Annotated in this window: 12 protein-coding genes and 1 tRNA gene; 1 reads left to right on the top strand and 12 read right to left on the bottom strand. The window is 62.2% G+C overall.

The window, feature by feature from the left end:
* Positions 1–145 precede the first annotated feature (145 nt).
* Positions 146–1,081 (top strand): Gfo/Idh/MocA family oxidoreductase, encoded by a 936-nt coding sequence (locus EN807_RS20985; RefSeq protein ID WP_135936515.1) that lies wholly within the window; start codon positions 146–148, stop codon positions 1,079–1,081.
* Between the two features lie 378 nt (positions 1,082–1,459).
* Here EN807_RS20985 and rpoC read toward each other — a convergent pair whose 3' ends face one another.
* From rpoC to tuf, 12 genes are all read right to left on the bottom strand, one after another.
* Positions 1,460–5,656 carry a DNA-directed RNA polymerase subunit beta' gene (rpoC, locus tag EN807_RS20975; RefSeq protein ID WP_135936514.1) on the bottom strand — a complete coding sequence of 1,399 codons (4,197 nt, stop codon included), beginning with the start codon at positions 5,654–5,656 and terminating at the stop codon, positions 1,460–1,462.
* Between the two features lie 131 nt (positions 5,657–5,787).
* Positions 5,788–9,924, bottom strand: a complete 4,137-nt coding sequence (rpoB, locus tag EN807_RS20970; RefSeq protein ID WP_029352168.1) for a DNA-directed RNA polymerase subunit beta — start codon at positions 9,922–9,924, stop codon at positions 5,788–5,790.
* Between the two features lie 254 nt (positions 9,925–10,178).
* A complete protein-coding gene (gene rplL, locus EN807_RS20965) occupies positions 10,179–10,556 on the bottom strand; it encodes a 50S ribosomal protein L7/L12 (protein ID WP_023680442.1) in 378 nt (125 codons plus the stop codon).
* A 54-nt stretch (positions 10,557–10,610) separates the two neighbouring features.
* Complete coding sequence (gene rplJ, locus EN807_RS20960; RefSeq protein WP_065011395.1) at positions 10,611–11,129, bottom strand: 50S ribosomal protein L10; 519 nt, start codon at positions 11,127–11,129, stop codon at positions 10,611–10,613.
* A gap of 413 nt (positions 11,130–11,542) precedes the next feature.
* A complete protein-coding gene (rplA, locus tag EN807_RS20955; RefSeq protein WP_127315886.1) occupies positions 11,543–12,241 on the bottom strand; it encodes a 50S ribosomal protein L1 in 699 nt (232 codons plus the stop codon).
* A gap of 4 nt (positions 12,242–12,245) precedes the next feature.
* A complete protein-coding gene (gene rplK / locus EN807_RS20950) occupies positions 12,246–12,674 on the bottom strand; it encodes a 50S ribosomal protein L11 (RefSeq protein ID WP_029352163.1) in 429 nt (142 codons plus the stop codon).
* Positions 12,675–12,845: 171 nt separating this feature from the next.
* Positions 12,846–13,373: a transcription termination/antitermination protein NusG gene (gene nusG / locus EN807_RS20945; RefSeq protein ID WP_006333333.1), complete on the bottom strand. Its 528-nt coding sequence runs from the start codon at positions 13,371–13,373 to the stop codon at positions 12,846–12,848.
* Between the two features lie 27 nt (positions 13,374–13,400).
* Positions 13,401–13,604 (bottom strand): preprotein translocase subunit SecE, encoded by a 204-nt coding sequence (secE, locus tag EN807_RS20940; protein WP_013531408.1) that lies wholly within the window; start codon positions 13,602–13,604, stop codon positions 13,401–13,403.
* A 370-nt stretch (positions 13,605–13,974) separates the two neighbouring features.
* Positions 13,975–14,050, bottom strand: a tRNA-Trp gene (locus EN807_RS20935).
* A 131-nt stretch (positions 14,051–14,181) separates the two neighbouring features.
* A complete protein-coding gene (locus EN807_RS20930) occupies positions 14,182–14,664 on the bottom strand; it encodes a group II truncated hemoglobin (protein WP_127315887.1) in 483 nt (160 codons plus the stop codon).
* Between the two features lie 109 nt (positions 14,665–14,773).
* Entirely contained in the window at positions 14,774–16,441 is a 1,668-nt protein-coding gene (locus tag EN807_RS20925) for a hypothetical protein (protein WP_135936513.1), read from the bottom strand.
* Between the two features lie 265 nt (positions 16,442–16,706).
* Positions 16,707–17,882: elongation factor Tu (gene tuf / locus EN807_RS20920; RefSeq protein WP_029352152.1), on the bottom strand; the 1,176-nt coding region annotated here is incomplete at its 5' end.

The raw sequence follows: 17,882 nt of genomic DNA, 5'->3' as shown, positions 1-17,882 counted from the left end.
GAAGCAGGGCCGATCTGATTCGGGGTCTGTCTGAAACGAAGCCGATCTCGGCGGGCGGGCAAGCTCCCGAGGCTTGCCCGGCATCGGTTCTCTGCTAAGAACCATTCGCTGCTGACAGCCAGCGCATCCAATCTGCGGAGTCTCCATGTCTAGGAATAGCGACCCCATCAAGCTCGGCATCGTCGGGGTAGGAAAGATCGTCCGCGACCAGCATCTGCCGGCCTTGGCGAAGGACCCGGCCTATCGTCTCGCCGCCGCCGCCAGCCGGCACGGCAAGGTGGACGGCATCCCGAATTTTCCAACCATCGAGGCGATGCTCGACGCGGTGCCGGAGCTCGAGGCCGTATCACTCTGCATGCCGCCGCAGTTCCGCTATGACGCCGCACGGACAGCGCTCGAAGCGAAAAAGCAAGTCTTCCTGGAAAAGCCGCCCGGTGCCACGGTCAGCGAGGTCGAGGATTTGAAGGCGCTAGCGGTCGCGAACGGCGTCTCGCTGTTCGCCAGCTGGCATTCGCGCTATGCCCCGGCAGTCGAGGCTGCGCGCGATTTTCTCGGCTCGACCACTATCAGATCGGCAGCCATCAACTGGAAGGAGGACGTGCGCCGATGGCACCCGAACCAGGACTGGATCTGGGCTCCTGGCGGCTTCGGCGTGTTCGATCCCGGCATCAACGCGCTGTCGATTGCGACCCACATATTGCCGGCGATGTTCATCACCTCGGCAATTCTCGATTTTCCCGAAAACCGCGCGGCCCCGATCGCGGCACACATCGCCTTCCGCACCTCGAACGGCTTGCCGGTGACGATGGAACTCGACTGGCGCCAGACCGGCCCGCAAAGCTGGGATATCCTGGCCGAGACGGACAAGGGCGCGATGGTGCTTTCGGGGGGCGGGTCAAAACTCGCGGTCGACGGCCGCGTCGTTCATGATGAACCGGAAGCGGAGTATCCGATGCTCTACAAGCGCTTCGCCGAGATCGTGCGCGCCGGCGTGTCCGACGTCGACCTCGCCCCGCTACAGCACGTCGCAGACGCCTTCATGCTCGGCAAGCGCAATGTGGTGGAAGCGTTTTTCGACTGAGGCCTACAGGGTTATGAGCGACCCTTCGCCCGGATTCTCGTAACCTGCAATCGAAGCGCCGCCCCTCATCTGGCTGCCGCCATCTTCTCCCCCTTTAGGGACGGGGAGAAGGACGCCGTCATCGATGGTTTCGCCAATCGCCAGCGCCGCAAGAAGGGGGCCAAGGTTGCGGCCAGCCCCTTCTCCCCGTCCCTATACGGCGAGAAGATGCCGGCAGGCAGATGAGGGGCAGTGCCGGGCGATCGAAATACGGCACCCATTTGGTGCCGGCTCCACTCTATCGTCACAACGTAAGATCGCAACTTCACTTTGAGCAGCAAAGAAAAAGCCGCCGAGTTGCCCCGACGGCTTTGTTGCCTGAGATCTGTACCGCCGCGCTTACTGCGCGGCGGAAGCCATGTCGGTCAGCATCGGATCGACGACCTCGACGCCCGATGCCTTGCGGCGCTCGTCGATGATCAGCTCGTCGCGCGAGGTGGCGATGCGCCGGATCTGGCTCATCGTGCCGCCGGTGCCGGCCGGGATCAGACGGCCGACGATGACATTTTCCTTCAGCCCCTGCAGCATGTCGGTCTTCCCGGCAACCGCCGCTTCGGTCAGCACCCTGGTCGTCTCCTGGAAGGAGGCGGCCGAGATGAAGGACGGCGTTTGCAGCGAGGCCTTGGTGATGCCCAAGAGCACCGGCTGGCCTTCGGCCGGCTTCTTGCCGTCCTCGACCAGGCGCTCGTTGACCTCTTCCAGCTCGATCACGTCGACGTGGTCGCCCGGAATGTAGGTCGAGTCGCCCTGCGCAGTGATCTCGACCTTCTGCAGCATCTGGCGAACGATCACCTCGATGTGCTTGTCGTTGATCGACACGCCCTGCAGACGGTAGACCTCCTGGATCTCATTGACGAGGTAGGACGCAAGCGCCTCCACGCCCTTGATCGCCAGGATGTCGTGCGGCGCCGGATTGCCGTCGAGGATGTAGTCGCCCTTCTCGATGACGTCGCCGTCCTGGAGATGGAACGGCTTGCCCTTCGGGATCAGGTATTCGACCGGCTCAAGCGTCGAGTCATGCGGCTCGATGATAATGCGGCGCTTGTTCTTGTAGTCGCGGCCGAAGCGGATCGTGCCGTCGATCTCGGCGATGATGGCGTGATCCTTCGGACGACGTGCCTCGAACAGTTCGGCAACACGCGGCAGACCGCCGGTGATGTCCTTGGTCTTGGCGCTTTCCATCGGGATACGCGCCAGCACGTCGCCGGGGCGAACCTGTGCGCCCGGCTCGACCGAAAGAATGGCCTCGACCGAGAGCAGGAAGCGAGCGTCACCGCCCTTCGACAGTTTGCCGACCTTGCCCTTGGTGTCCTGGACGACGATCGCCGGCTTGAGATCGTTGCCGCGTGGCGTCGAACGCCAGTCGATGACCTCGCGCTTGGTGATGCCGGTCGATTCGTCGGCCGTTTCCTGGACGGAAATGCCATCGACCAGATCCTCGAACGCCACCTTGCCCTCGATTTCGGTGAGGACCGGGCGGGTATAGGGATCCCATTCGGCGATGCGCTGGCCGCGCTTCACCTTGTCGCCATCGTCCACGAAGATGCGCGAACCATAGGTGACACGGTGCGTGGCGCGCTCCTTGCCGGCCTCGTCGAGGATCAGCACCGCCATGTTGCGGCCCATGACCATCTGCTGGCCGTCGGAGTTGCGCACCACGTTGCGGTTGCGGATCTCGACCTTGCCCTCATACGAGGCTTCAAGGAACGAACTGTCCACCACCTGCGCCGTACCGCCCATGTGGAAGGTACGCATGGTGAGCTGGGTGCCCGGCTCGCCGATCGACTGCGCCGCGATGACGCCGACAGCCTCGCCCTGGTTGACCGGGGTGCCGCGGGCCAGGTCGCGTCCGTAGCAGACCGCGCATACACCGACCCTGACGTCGCAGGTAAGCGCCGAGCGGATGCGGACCGACTGGACGCCGGCCTGTTCGATCTGCTCGACGTCGCGTTCGTCCATCAGCGTTCCGGCCTTGACCAGAACCTCACCCGTGACCGGATGAGTGATGTCGTCGAGCGCCGTGCGGCCGAGAACGCGCTGGCCGACGGAAGCGACGACCTGGCCGGCATCGACGATCGGCTGCATGGTGAGGCCTTTATCGGTGCCGCAGTCGACGGAGTTGACGATGCAGTCCTGCGCCACGTCGACCAGACGACGGGTGAGGTAACCCGAGTTCGCCGTCTTCAAGGCGGTGTCGGCCAGACCCTTACGGGCGCCGTGGGTCGAGTTGAAATACTCGAGCACGGTCAGGCCTTCCTTGAAGTTCGAGATGATCGGCGTCTCGATGATTTCACCGCTAGGCTTGGCCATCAGGCCGCGCATACCGGCAAGCTGGCGCATCTGGGTGGGCGAGCCGCGCGCACCGGAGTGCGACATCATGTAAATCGAGTTCATCGGCTTCTGACGGCCATTATCCTCGAACTCGACCGCCTTGATGCGGGCCATCATCTCGTCGGCGACCTTTTCCGAGCACTTGGCCCAGGCGTCGACGACCTTGTTGTACTTCTCGCCCTGCGTGATCAGGCCGTCATTGTACTGCTGCTCGTATTCCTTGGCCAAAGCCTCGGTGTCGGAGACCAGCTTGATCTTGGCATCAGGGATCAGCATGTCGTCCTTGCCGAACGAAATGCCGGCGCGGCAGGCGTGGCTGAAGCCGAGGGCCATGATGCGGTCGCAGAAAATGACCGTCTCCTTCTGACCGCAATGGCGGTAGACGGTGTCGATCATCTTGGAGATGTTCTTCTTGGTCATCTCCTGGTTGGCGGTCTCGTACGGCACGTTGACGTTCTTCGGCAGAAGCTCGCCGATGATCATGCGGCCGGGCGTGGTGTCGTAAATCTTCGACACGACCTTGCCGTCTGCATCGACCGTGCGGAAGCGGCCCTTGATCTTGGAGTGCAACGTCACCGCCTTGGTCTCGAGCGCGTGCTGGAGTTCGCCCATATCGGCAAACACCATGCCCTCGCCCGGCTCGTTCTGGTTGACGATCGAGAGATAGTAGAGACCCAGAACCATGTCCTGCGACGGCACGATGATCGGCGCGCCGGAAGCCGGGTGCAGGATGTTGTTGGTCGACATCATCAGCACGCGGGCTTCGAGCTGCGCTTCCAGCGACAGCGGCACGTGAACCGCCATCTGGTCGCCGTCGAAGTCGGCGTTGAAAGCCGTGCAGACCAGCGGGTGAAGCTGGATAGCCTTGCCTTCGATCAGGATCGGCTCGAACGCCTGGATGCCGAGGCGGTGCAGCGTCGGCGCACGGTTCAAGAGCACCGGATGCTCGCGGATGACCTCGTCGAGGATATCCCAGACCTCCGGACGCTCCTTCTCGACCAGCTTCTTTGCCTGCTTGACGGTCGAGGAGTAACCCTTGGCGTCGAGGCGGGCATAGATGAAGGGCTTGAACAGTTCGAGCGCCATCTTCTTCGGCAGGCCGCACTGGTGCAGCTTGAGCTCCGGGCCGGTCACGATGACCGAGCGGCCGGAATAGTCGACGCGCTTGCCGAGCAGGTTCTGGCGGAACCGGCCCTGCTTGCCCTTGAGCATGTCGGACAGCGACTTCAGCGGACGCTTGTTGGCGCCGGTGATGACGCGGCCGCGGCGGCCATTGTCGAACAGCGCGTCGACGGCTTCCTGCAGCATGCGCTTTTCATTGCGCACGATGATGCCGGGCGCACGCAGCTCGATCAACCGCTTCAGGCGGTTGTTGCGGTTGATGACGCGGCGATAGAGATCGTTGAGATCGGACGTGGCGAAGCGACCGCCGTCCAGCGGAACCAGCGGGCGCAGGTCCGGCGGGATCACCGGAACCACCTTCATGATCATCCATTCCGGACGGTTGCCGGACTCCATGAAGTTCTCGACGACCTTGAGCCGCTTCAGATACTTCTTCTGCTTGAGCTCGGACGTGGTCGAAGCCAGCTCCGAACGCAGGTCGCCGGCGATCTTTTCCAGGTCCATGCCGGCCAGAAGGTCGTGGATGGCCTCGGCGCCGATCATGGCGGTGAAGCTATCTTCGCCATATTCGTCGACGGCCATCATGTACTCTTCCTCGCTGAGGAGCTGGTGCTCCTTAAGCGCGGTGAGGCCAGGCTCGGTGACGATGTAGTTCTCGAAGTAGAGAACGCGCTCGATGTCCTTCAGCGTCATGTCGAGCAGCGTGCCGATACGCGACGGCAGCGACTTCAGGAACCAGATATGGGCGACGGGCGCGGCCAGTTCGATATGGCCCATGCGCTCGCGGCGGACGCGCGACAGCGTGACTTCGACGCCGCACTTCTCGCAGATGACGCCCTTGTACTTCATGCGCTTGTACTTCCCGCACAGGCACTCGTAGTCCTTGATCGGACCGAAAATGCGCGCGCAGAACAGGCCGTCACGCTCCGGCTTGAAGGTGCGGTAGTTGATGGTCTCCGGCTTCTTGATCTCGCCGAACGACCAGGACAGAATCTTCTCAGGGCTGGCGAGCGAGATCCGGATGGAATCGAACACCTGCGCAGGCGCCTGGGGATTGAAGAGATTCATGACCTCTTGGTTCATGCCGTTCTCCTTTTCGGGGTCCTCGAAAACCCCTTGTCATCTAGCGCGGGCCAAACGCCCGCCGACTTGGTCGGCCACCGGCCGAAGAATTTGGTGCGTCCGGTCGCGGGAGCCGCGACCGGACGTCTTGCTCACTCGGCCGCGTCGGGCAGCCGAACCGGGCTATCGTCCAGCTTGGTGTTCTCCAGCTCGACATTGAGGCCCAGAGAACGCATTTCCTTGACGAGAACGTTGAAGCTCTCGGGAATGCCGGCCTCGAACGTGTCGTCGCCTCTGACGATCGCCTCGTAGACTTTGGTGCGGCCGGCGACGTCGTCCGACTTCACCGTCAACATCTCCTGCAGCGTGTAGGCGGCGCCGTACGCTTCGAGCGCCCAGACCTCCATCTCGCCGAAGCGCTGGCCACCGAACTGCGCCTTGCCGCCCAGCGGCTGCTGGGTAACGAGCGAGTACGGCCCGATCGAACGCGCGTGGATCTTGTCGTCCACAAGGTGGTGAAGCTTGAGCATATATATGTAGCCCATCGTCACTTTGCGATCGAACGGCTCGCCGGTGCGTCCGTCATAGAGCTGCGACTGACCGCTGGTGTGCAGGCCCGCCTGCTCCAGCATGATGTTGATGTCGGCCTCGTGCGCGCCGTCGAACACCGGTGTCGCGATGGAGACGCCGCGGCGCATCTGCTCGCTGAGGCGAACGACGCTCTCGTCGTCATAGTCGCGGATCGGCTCGTTGCGGTCGTTGGCCGGCATGAAGCTCTCGAGCGTCTTGCGCAACGGCTTGATGTCGCCGCCTGTCTTGTACGCGTCGATCAGCTCGCCGATCTTCCTGCCCATTCCGGCGCAAGCCCAGCCCAGATGCGTCTCCAGGATCTGGCCGACATTCATGCGGCTCGGCACACCCAGCGGGTTGAGCACGATATCGGCATGCGTGCCGTCCTCGAGGAACGGCATGTCCTCGACCGGAACGATCCGCGACACGACACCCTTGTTGCCGTGCCGGCCGGCCATCTTGTCGCCGGGCTGCATCTTGCGCTTCACGGCCACGAAGACCTTGACCATCTTCATGACGCCGGGAGGCATCTCGTCGCCGCGCTGGACCTTCTCGACCTTGTCCATGAAGCGCTGTTCGAGCGCCTTCTTGGAATCGTCGTACTGGCCACGCAGGGCTTCCAGTTCGCTCTGGAGCTTTTCGTTCTCCACCGCAAACTGCCACCACTGCGAACGCGGATACTCATCGAGCGTGTCCTTCGACAGCTTCGAGCCCTTCTTGAAGCCCTTCGGCCCGGCAATCGCGTCCTTGCCGACGAGAACGTCAGAGAGGCGCGAATAGACGTTGCGGTCGAGGATCGCCTGCTCGTCGTCGCGGTCCTTGGCGAGGCGTTCGATCTCCTCGCGCTCGATCGCCATGGCGCGCTCGTCCTTCTCCACACCGTGGCGATTGAAGACGCGCACTTCGACGACGGTGCCGAAGGTTCCGGGCGGCATGCGCATCGAGGTGTCACGCACGTCCGATGCCTTTTCGCCAAAGATGGCGCGCAGAAGCTTTTCTTCCGGCGTCATCGGGCTTTCGCCCTTCGGTGTGATCTTGCCGACCAGGATGTCGCCCGGCTGCACTTCCGCACCGATATAGACGATGCCGGCCTCGTCGAGGTTCTTCAGCGCTTCTTCTGACACGTTGGGAATGTCGCGCGTGATCTCCTCCGGCCCGAGCTTGGTGTCGCGCGCCATGACCTCGAACTCCTCGATGTGGATCGAGGTGAAGACGTCGTCGGCGACGATGCGCTCGGACAAGAGGATCGAGTCCTCGTAGTTGTAGCCGTTCCACGGCATGAACGCGACCAGCACGTTGCGGCCGAGCGCCAGATCGCCGAGTTCGGTCGACGGACCGTCGGCGATGATGTCGCCCTTGTTGACCCGGTCGCCCATGCGCACCAGCGGACGCTGGTTGATGCAGGTGTTCTGGTTCGAACGCTGGAACTTCATCAGCCGGTAGATGTCGACGCCCGACTTGCCGGGATCGAGATCTTCCGTGGCGCGGATGACGATACGCGTCGCGTCCACCTGGTCGACGATACCGCCGCGGCGGGCGCCGATGGCGGCGCCCGAGTCACGGGCGACGATCGGCTCCATGCCGGTGCCGACAAACGGCGCTTCGGCGCGCACCAGCGGCACGGCCTGACGCTGCATGTTCGAGCCCATCAGAGCGCGGTTGGCGTCGTCATTCTCGAGGAACGGAATCAGGGCCGCGGCCACCGACACCATCTGCTTCGGCGACACGTCCATCAGATCGACGTTTTCGCGCGGCGCCATCATCACTTCCCCGGCGTTGCGGCAAATGACGAATTCGTCGACGAAACCACCATTCTTGTCGAGCTCGGCATTGGCCTGCGCGACGTGGTGCTTGGCCTCTTCCATCGCCGACAGATAAACGACCTCATTGGTCAGCTTGCCGTTGACGATCTTGCGGTACGGGCTCTCGATGAAGCCGTACTTGTTGACGCGCGCGAAGGTGGCCAGCGAGTTGATCAGACCGATATTCGGGCCTTCCGGCGTCTCGATCGGGCAGATGCGGCCGTAATGCGTCGGGTGCACGTCGCGCACCTCGAAGCCGGCGCGCTCGCGGGTCAGACCACCGGGTCCAAGCGCCGAGAGACGGCGCTTGTGGGTGATCTCCGACAGCGGGTTGGTCTGGTCCATGAACTGCGACAGCTGCGAGGAACCGAAGAACTCGCGCACGGCGGCAGCCGCCGGCTTGGCGTTGATCAGGTCCTGCGGCATCACCGTGTCGATCTCGATCGAGGACATGCGTTCCTTGATCGCGCGCTCCATGCGCAGCAGGCCGACGCGGTACTGGTTCTCCATCAGCTCGCCGACCGAGCGCACGCGGCGATTGCCGAGATTGTCGATGTCGTCGATCTCGCCCTTGCCGTCGCGCAGTTCGACCAGCGTCTTGACCACGGCCAGGATGTCGTCCTTGCGCAGGACGCGGACGGTGTCCTCGGCCTTGAGCTCGAGGCGCATGTTCATCTTGACGCGGCCGACGGCCGACAGATCATAGCGCTCACTGTCGAAGAACAGCGAGTTGAACATGGCTTCGGCGGTTTCGAGCGTCGGCGGCTCGCCGGGGCGCATGACGCGGTAGATGTCGAACAGCGCGTCCTGGCGGCTCTCGTTCTTGTCGACGTTGAGCGTGTTGCGGATATAGGCGCCGACATTGACGTGGTCGATGTCGAGAACCTTGATCTCGTCGTCGCCGGCGCTGAGAAGCACCTTCAGCGTCTTTTCGTCGATCTCGTCGCCGGCTTCGAGGAAAATCTCGCCGGTCGCGTAGTTGACGATGTCCTCGGCAAGGTAGTTGCCGAGCAGGTCCTCGTCCGTCGCCTTGATCGCCTTGAGACCCTTTTCGCCGAGCTGGCGGGCCTGGCGGGCAGTGATCTTCTTGCCGGCCTCGACGACGACCTCGTTGGTGTCTGCATCGACCAGGTCGCCAACGGCCTTGAGGCCGCGGAAACGCTCGACGTTGAACGGGATGCGCCAATGGTCGCCGGCGCGCTTGTAGGTGATCTTGTTGTAGAAGGTCGACAGGATCTCCTCGCCGTCCATGCCGAGGGCCATCAACAGCGACGACACCGGAATCTTCCGGCGGCGGTCGATGCGGGCGTGCACGACGTCCTTCGAGTCGAACTCGATGTCGAGCCACGAGCCTCGATAGGGGATGACGCGCGCCGCAAACAGCAGCTTGCCCGACGAGTGCGACTTGCCCTTGTCATGGTCGAAGAAGACGCCCGGCGAACGGTGCATCTGCGAGACGATGACCCGCTCGGTGCCGTTGACGATGAAGGTACCGTTCAAGGTCATGAGCGGCATGTCGCCCATATAGACGTCCTGCTCCTTGATGTCCTTGATGGACTTGGCGCCGGTATCCTCGTCGATATCGAACACGATGAGGCGCAGCGTCACCTTGAGTGGCGCGGCATAGGTCAGGTCGCGCTGACGGCATTCGTCAACGTCGAATTTCGGCGCTTCGAACTCGTACTTCACGAATTCCAGCATCGAGGAGCCGGAAAAGTCGGAGATCGGGAAGACCGATTTGAAAACCGCCTGCAGTCCCTCGTCAGGACGCCCGCCCTTGGGCTCCTCTACCATCAGGAACTGGTCATAGGATGCCTTCTGAACCTCGATCAGGTTCGGCATCTCCGCAACTTCCGGAATCTTTCCGAAGAATTTGCGTACGCGTCTGCGGCCATTGAAAGTTTGTGTCTGGGCCATCGTCGCTCCTTAGCTCGATTCTCGGGGCGAGCCTCGCCGCGGCTCGCCTTGCATTCTCGGCCACCTCGGCGGCGGCCTTTTATTTGTTCACCCGCCACCCTGTCGGTGGCCGGCCAAAACGGGAGAAAACCCGTTTCCTGAAGGCCGGTTTACGGCCCTCAGGAAAGAGGTTTTCGTACTCTTCGCGTTACGCAGCCTCCCTTCGCGCCAAGGGAGTGGCGGACGGCGCGAAGCCGCCCGCCGATATCAAACGCTTACTTCAGTTCGACCTTGGCGCCGGCTGCTTCCAGCTGGGCCTTGAACTTGTCCGCGTCGGCCTTGGAAACGGCTTCCTTGACCGGCTTCGGAGCCGCCTCGACCAGGTCCTTGGCTTCCTTGAGACCAAGACCGGTGATGGCGCGAACTTCCTTGATGACGTTGATCTTCTGAGCGCCCGCCTCGGTGAGGACGACGTCGAATTCCGTCTTTTCCTCGACCGGAGCAGCCGCCGCCGCGGCACCGCCAGCGGCGGCAACCGCCACCGGAGCAGCAGCGGAAACGCCCCACTTTTCTTCCAGAAGCTTCGACAGCTCGGCCGCCTCGAGGACGGTCAGCTTCGAAAGGTCGTCTACGATCTTTGCCAGATCAGCCATTGCAATATTCCTTCATAAGGTTCGAACGTGTGTTTGTGATAGCGAGGAACGGCCTCATGCCGCCTCGTCCTTCCGGGCGTAAGCGCCGATGACGCGCGCAACCGAAGCCGCAGGCGCATTGACGATCTGGGCGATCCGGGTGGCCGGCGTGGCGATCATGCCAACCAGCCTGCCGCGCAGCTCATCGAGCGACGGAAGTGTGGCGAGTGCCTTCACACCGTCGGCGTTGAGCGAGGTGGTGCCCATTGCGCCGCCGAGAATGACGAGCTTGTCATTTCCCTTGGCGAAATCGGACGCGACCTTCGGCGCCGCAATCGGATCCTCCGAATAGGCGATCAGCGTCTGTCCCTTGAACAGGTCGATGATCGATGCGGAGTCCGTGCCCTGAAGAGCGATTTTGGCGAGACGGTTCTTCGCGACTTTGACGGTGCCACCGGCGACACGCATTTTCGACCGAAGGTCGTTCATTTGCGCGACGGTGATACCGGCGTAGTGGGCCACGACGACTGAACCAGCGCCCGAAAACGCTTCATTCAGGCCCGTGACGAGTTCGCGTTTTTCCGCTCTGTCCACTGCCTATCTCCAGTTGACCCCAATCCTGTTAACGGGAACATTCCCATTACGAGGACAGGCGTCGGGTTGCCTTTTTGCCGGCCGGGCCATCCAGTAACGGATCTCCCGAACGACGCTCGAGGATCCTGCCCCCTTTCGCCACACCAGCCGGCAAGCCGAATGGTGCGCAGACAAAAGGCAAACACGGTTCGAACCTTTCATTGGAGCATGTCGCTCCGTTGTCCGGTCTTCACCCGTCTCATGCAGGCCCACATGAATTAAGGCCCCCCTTGAATTAAGGCTTGGGGCCGCCCGCAATCTCGGACAGGATGTCCGGAAGCCTTCCGACTTCCGGTACCGGGCCGCCAAGATAAATCGGAGGCCCGGAATCTGTTTGCGGATCGGCCCTTAGCGGCCGATCCGAATGGTTCGTATCAGGACGCCGCCAGCGTCGAAACGTCGAGCTTGAGGCCCGGGCCCATCGTCGAGGTGACCGACACCTTCTTGACGTAGTTGCCCTTGGCGCCAGCCGGCTTCGCCCTGTTCACCGCGTCGGCGAAGGCGCGGACGTTCTCTTCCAGCGCCTTGACATCGAACGAGATCTTGCCGACGCCGCCATGAACGATGCCGGCCTTCTCGACGCGGAACTCGACCGCGCCGCCCTTCGACGCCTTGACGGCGGCGGTAACGTCAGTGGTGACGGTACCGACCTTCGGGTTCGGCATCATGCCGCGCGGGCCGAGCACCTTGCCCAGACGGCCGACCAGCGGCATCATGTCCGGCGTGGCGATGCAGCGATCAAAGTCGATCGTGCCCTTCTGGACGATGTCGACCAGATCCTCGGCGCCAACAACATCGGCGCCGGCCGCCTTGGCTTCCTCGGCCTTGTCACCACGCGCGAAAACGGCGACGCGGACGGTACGGCCGGTGCCGTTCGGCAGATTGACCACGCCACGGACCATCTGGTCGGCATGGCGCGGGTCGACACCCAGGTTCATCGCGATTTCAACGGTCTCGTCGAACTTCACCGAGGACCGGTCCTTGAGCAGCTTCAGCGCCTCACCCAAGGCATAAGCCTTGTTGGGATCGATGCCTTCACGGGTCTTCGATACACGCTTTGCAATCTTCGCCATGATCTCAGCCCACCACTTCCAGACCCATCGAGCGGGCGGAGCCCTCGACCATGCGCATGGCCCCCTCGATATCGGTCGCGTTCAGATCCTTCATCTTCTGCTCGGCGATGGCGCGCACCTTGTCGCGGCCAATCGTGCCGGCCTTGACCTTGCCCGGCTCCTTCGAGCCCGACTTCAGGTTCGCGGCCTTCTTCAGGAAGTAGCTCACCGGCGGCGTCTTCATGACGAAGGTGAACGACTTGTCCTGGTAGTAGGTGATCACGACCGGAATCGGCGATCCCTTTTCCATTTCCTGGGTCTGCGCGTTGAACGCCTTGCAGAACTCCATGATGTTGATGCCGCGCTGACCAAGCGCCGGTCCGATCGGGGGCGACGGCGTAGCCGAGCCCGCGGAAACCTGGAGCTTGAGCTGGCCTGCAATTTTCTTAGCCATCTCTTTCCTGCCTTTATCTCATGCCGGCCCCACTGTCTGGGCAACACCGGCGGTTGCAGTCTGGTGGTGCGGTTTCCTGCGGCCGGCTAAAGCCGCATTCGCCTCCCACCCGTTTTGGCCGCGATTTCCACGCCGCCTCCCTCACCGCCCATGGGCGACGAGGATTTCGGATCAGCCCTTTTCGACCTGTCCGAATTCGAGATCGACCGGCACGGCCCGCCCGAAGATCGAAACTTCCACCTTGAGCCGCGCCCGCTCCTCGTCCACTTCCTGGACGAAACCGTTGAACGACGCGAACGGACCGTCCGAGACGCGGATCGCCTCGCCGATTTCGAAAGTGACTGACGGCTTTGGCCGCTCGACGCCTTCCTGCACCTGGTTCAGGATGCGCTGCGCCTCGGCCTCGGTGATCGGCACCGGCTTTGAGTCACCCAGGAAGCCGGTGACCTTAGGCGTGTTCTTCACGAGCGAGAACACCGCGTCGGTCAGGTTGGCCTTCAGGAGCACGTACCCGGGGAAGAACTTGCGCTCGGCATCGACCTTGCGGCCGCGGCGTATCTCGACGACCTTCTCGGTCGGCACCACGATCTGCTCGATGTCAGCGGACAGGCCTTTCTGCTTGGCCTTGTTCTCGATGTCCTCGGCGACCTTTTTTTCAAAGTTCGAATAGGCGTGGACGATGTACCACCGCGCAGTCATCTCAAGACTTCTCCGTAATCGCCGGACTTAGCGCCCAATGCCCAGAATCTGCTCGACCGCGAGGCCCATGAGCTGATCGGCAGTAAAGAAAAAGATCATCGCGATCACAGCAAACGCCAGAACCATCACCGTCGAGATCATCGTTTCGCGACGCGACGGCCAAGTCACCTTGGCGGTCTCCGCGCGAACCTGCTGGAGAAAGACGAAAGGATTTGTGGTTTTCGAAGCCATGTGCCGCTCTGTCTGCAAGACCCGTTGACCGGATCTCCTGGATGATCCCGCTGGCCGGGATGTGCCGCCTGAGCCTGTGTTCGCGCCGAATCAGCGCAATCATTTCGCCCATGCAAATCGGACGCGTAAAGCCGGGCTCCCAGCTCCACGCGTCGCGTGTCTGTTTCGTCTACATAAAACCGATTCTTGATCCACGCAAGTGGCAAGTGTCCGCTTTATGACAAACGCCGCATCGGAACCATCCAGTCGTCCCGTCCCGGCTATAGCGCTCTTATGCCTCAAGACAGCCTATATGGCAAGCCGCCGCGCGATTTTCAAAAGGCCGATGCGTGGAAGCTCAGACATTTCCTGAATTGGCCATTTCGAAAAATGGCACGGGCAGCAGGGCTCGAACCTACGACCTGCGGTTTTGGAGACCGCCGCTCTACCAACTGAGCTATGCCCGTATCGTGCGCATGTCGACGCAGCAGGCGCTTCCTAAAAGCTTCCGTGCGCGCTGTAAAGAGCGGTCTGATCTGATCGTTCCATTCCTGCCTGCTTTCAGCATCAGGTCGGAAATCTCCGTGGCGAGTCGGGATCATCCGCCCGACGGCTGCTTGTACGGTCCGCCGGGCACGCCCCAGCCCCAGGCCGGCATCGGCTCGGTCTCGGGATCGCAGGTCTCGCCAAGGTTGGAGTTCATCTTCGCGAGCCGCGACCCCCATTCGACATAGGCCATGAAAGCCGAGCGAAATTCCGGATCGTCCGGCAGCCCGACTTCATCGGCGGCATCGACGAGAAGGTTGATCCAGCGGCGGCGCTGTTCCTCGCTCAGATGCTTGCCGAGATGATGCATGACCATCTCGCGGTGGCCGCCATGCTCTGCGCTGTAGGTCTTCGGGCCGCCAAACACCTCGCCGATGAAAGCGGCGACATGGGTCGGATGATCGGGCGACATGTTCTTGAACACCGGACCGACGACGGGGTCCTGAAACACCTTGTCATAGAAGGTTTGCGTCAGACGATTCAACGCGTCGGTGCCGCCGGCCCATTCGAACAATGTCGGGATATCCTGGCTCATTCTCGATCCTCGACTGGCCGGACTGTCAATTGTTGCGGACGATAGCGGAACTATCACGTTGCTCAACCTGCCTCGATGGCCAGTTTGGGTCAGCTGCAGCGCCTGCGCCTTACAACTTCATGGGCGCGTCGGCCTGAACCTCGGAAGTCGAGACCATGCGGCAATTCTCCGGCATTGGCTCCGATTTGCATATCGTCGGACCGGTAAATTCATCTGCCGATTCAAGCCCGGTCGTCAGCCCGACTTTCAACATCATGTCGGGTTCGAGCCGCCGGTGGCGCGAGGCCGGCACCGACCGCATCGCCACCAGCAGACCGGGTCCGACCGCCATGTCTTTGAGATAGGTCTTGACCCGCTGCTCCAACCCCATCGAATGCACGGTCAACTGCGCACGAGGACCGACAAGGCGTCTGACACCGCCGGCGAGCATGATCGGACAGGCCGCGCCACACTCGCCGCTCGCATCGATCGTGAGCCCGACATAGACGCCATCTTCGGCGGTGCAATCCGCCTTGTCCGGCTCGCATCCAATGAAGTCCGTCCGTGCAACCGCCACGTCGAGCTTGCGTTCTCGGATCAGCCTTCCGGCAGCCACAGCGCCGAGCACGTCACCTCCGGGCGAGTTGATCACCAGGGGCAGTCGCCGATCACCGATCGTGTCCAGCAGTTGGCGCAGCCGTTCCGGCGTTTGAGCGCTAATCGTGCCTTCCGCCGAGATCCATTCGGGACAGTTGGGATCGCAGAGAAAACTTCTGCCGCGAACCAGAACGAAGCGCATATCTCCAACATCGGCCCGCCGCACGGTTTCGGGTTCCGCCGACGCGGCAGCAGCGGGCTTGGCGTATGCCACCACGTCGCCGGCCGGCGCCGGTATTTCCCTGCAGTTCGCAGCCACCGGATCTGTTTTGCATAGAGTTGGCGCGGTCAGCAGGTCGACGGCATCCAGGCTGGTAACGAGCTTCGCCTGCAGCATGTCGTAGGGGGCCAGTTGCTGGATGCTGCTGGCCGGCGTCTCCTTCATCGCTTCTAGCACACCAAGGCCGACGCCCATTTCCCTGAGATAGGCCGCCAGCCTTTTCTCCACCGCCTTGCTCATCTCATAGGTCTTGTAGCTGCCGGCGTTCTTGCGACTGATGACCTTTTTGTCGACGATCTTCTTCTTGCCTCTCACCACGCGGTAGGTGGTTCGGTACTGCAATTTCGTCCGGATGTAGGTTGTGGTGATCTGATGGACGCCGAGATGGGCCCATTGACCGACCACGCGCCTGATGCCGCCGGCAAGCATCAGCGGACAAGCGGAATTGCAAATCGCGCCGTCGGCATAGGCATTGCCGAAATCGCGAGCGCGCTTGCCGTCTTTTTCCTTGCACGCCTTGGCGTCGGGCTGGCAACCGGTGAACCCGGTTTTGCCGACCGCAATATCGAGCTTGTTCTTGCGGATCAGCCGGCCAAGCGCCAGCGCGGCTTCGACATTGCCGCCGGGAGAATCCACGACAACAGGCAGTTTTCGGCCGCCGAGCACCTTGAGCGTGCGTTTGAACAGGGCCGGCGTGCCGGCTTCTATCGAGCCTTCAGCCGATATCCATTCCGGGCAGGTCGGTTCGCAACCAGGCGCGCTGCTGCGGACGACGACAAACCGCATCGTCGGACCAAGATCCGACGCGGATTTTTTTGTATTCGCCGCGAAGGCAGCGTGTTCCGTGCCAAGGAACGACGCCAGGCAGATCACCCCAAGCATCCACCATGTCTGGCCATTCAGACGGCGCCATGGAACCATTCGGGCAAGCCCCCCGCAATGAAAACTATCCTAACGCACGACCCCCAAAAACGGAACCGATTTTCGCTGGCGATCATGCGCAATATCAACGTGCTACAGCGTCCTTCGCGCGCACGAACAACGCCCGGCGCTGTGATTGAGCTTTGACGGCTCGCAACAGGGTTTTGAGATGGCGCCGCAAGCACTCGGCTGTGCTAAAAAAGCAAAAAGGGCAGCCCGAGGACTGCCCTTTCGCAATCGATCTGATCGGCAATGCCGGCGTCGATTACTCTTTGATGGTGACGACGATGCCGGCACCGACGGTGCGGCCGCCTTCACGGATGGCGAAGCGCAGCTTCTCTTCCATGGCGATCGGCACGATCAGCTCGACATCGACGGTGATGTTGTCGCCCGGCATCACCATCTCGGTGCCTTCCGGCAGCGACACGATGCCGGTCACGTCGGTCGTGCGGAAATAGAACTGCGGACGGTAGTTGGTGAAGAACGGCGTGTGACGGCCGCCCTCGTCCTTGGTCAGGATGTAGGCTTCGGCGACGAACTTCTTGTGCGGCTTGACCGTGCCCGGCTTGGCCAGAACCTGGCCGCGCTCGACACCTTCACGGTCGACACCGCGCAAGAGCGCGCCGATGTTGTCGCCGGCCTGGCCCTGGTCGAGCAGCTTGCGGAACATCTCGACGCCGGTGCAGGTCGTCTTGGTGGTCGGACGGATGCCGATGATCTCCAGCTCCTCGCCGACCTTGACCACGCCGCGCTCGACGCGACCGGTCACCACCGTGCCGCGGCCCGAGATCGAGAACACGTCCTCGATCGGCATCAGGAACGGCTTGTCCAGCGGACGAACCGGCGTCGGGATGTAGTCGTCGACCGCAGCCATCAATTCGCGGATCGAATCCTCGCCGATCTTCTTGTCGGAGTCTTCAAGTGCGGCAAGTGCCGAACCCTTGACGATCGGAATGTCGTCGCCGGGGAACTCGTTCTTGGTCAGCAGCTCACGCACCTCGAGCTCGACCAGTTCGAGCAGCTCGGCGTCGTCGACCTGGTCGACCTTGTTCAAAAACACCACGATCGACGGCACGCCGACCTGACGGGCCAGCAGGATGTGCTCGCGGGTCTGCGGCATCGGGCCGTCGGCGGCCGACACAACCAGGATCGCGCCGTCCATCTGCGCGGCACCGGTGATCATGTTCTTCACATAGTCGGCGTGGCCGGGGCAGTCGACATGGGCGTAGTGGCGGTTGGCCGTCTCGTATTCGACATGCGCCGTCGAGATGGTGATGCCGCGCGCCTTCTCCTCGGGCGCCGCATCGATCTGGTCGTAGCGCTTGTATTCGCCAAAATACTTGGTGATCGCCGCCGTCAGCGACGTCTTGCCATGATCGACATGGCCAATCGTGCCGATGTTCACATGAGGCTTTGTACGCTCGAATTTACCTTTTGCCAT

The sequence above is a fragment of the Mesorhizobium sp. M5C.F.Ca.ET.164.01.1.1 genome (genome assembly GCF_004792125.1).
GTDB classification, from domain to species: Bacteria; Pseudomonadota; Alphaproteobacteria; order Rhizobiales; family Rhizobiaceae; genus Mesorhizobium; species Mesorhizobium wenxiniae.
Note: the sequence above shows the minus strand (reverse complement) of the source record. Positions and strands in the feature narration are given on the sequence as shown.

Bases quoted from the DNA above. Each gene is read 5' to 3' on its own strand.
- EN807_RS20925 (WP_135936513.1), bottom strand. From the start codon at position 16,441: ATGGTTCCATGGCGCCGTCTGAATGGCCAGACATGGTGGATGCTTGGG.
- rplL (WP_023680442.1), bottom strand. From the start codon at position 10,556: ATGGCTGATCTGGCAAAGATCGTAGACGACCTTTCGAAGCTGACCGTC.
- nusG (WP_006333333.1), bottom strand. From the start codon at position 13,373: ATGACTGCGCGGTGGTACATCGTCCACGCCTATTCGAACTTTGAAAAA.
- rplA (WP_127315886.1), bottom strand. From the start codon at position 12,241: ATGGCGAAGATTGCAAAGCGTGTATCGAAGACCCGTGAAGGCATCGAT.
- secE (WP_013531408.1), bottom strand. From the start codon at position 13,604: ATGGCTTCGAAAACCACAAATCCTTTCGTCTTTCTCCAGCAGGTTCGC.
- EN807_RS20930 (WP_127315887.1), bottom strand. From the start codon at position 14,664: ATGAGCCAGGATATCCCGACATTGTTCGAATGGGCCGGCGGCACCGAC.
- EN807_RS20985 (WP_135936515.1), top strand. From the start codon at position 146: ATGTCTAGGAATAGCGACCCCATCAAGCTCGGCATCGTCGGGGTAGGA.
- rpoC (WP_135936514.1), bottom strand. From the start codon at position 5,656: ATGAACCAAGAGGTCATGAATCTCTTCAATCCCCAGGCGCCTGCGCAG.
- rpoB (WP_029352168.1), bottom strand. From the start codon at position 9,924: ATGGCCCAGACACAAACTTTCAATGGCCGCAGACGCGTACGCAAATTC.
- rplK (WP_029352163.1), bottom strand. From the start codon at position 12,674: ATGGCTAAGAAAATTGCAGGCCAGCTCAAGCTCCAGGTTTCCGCGGGC.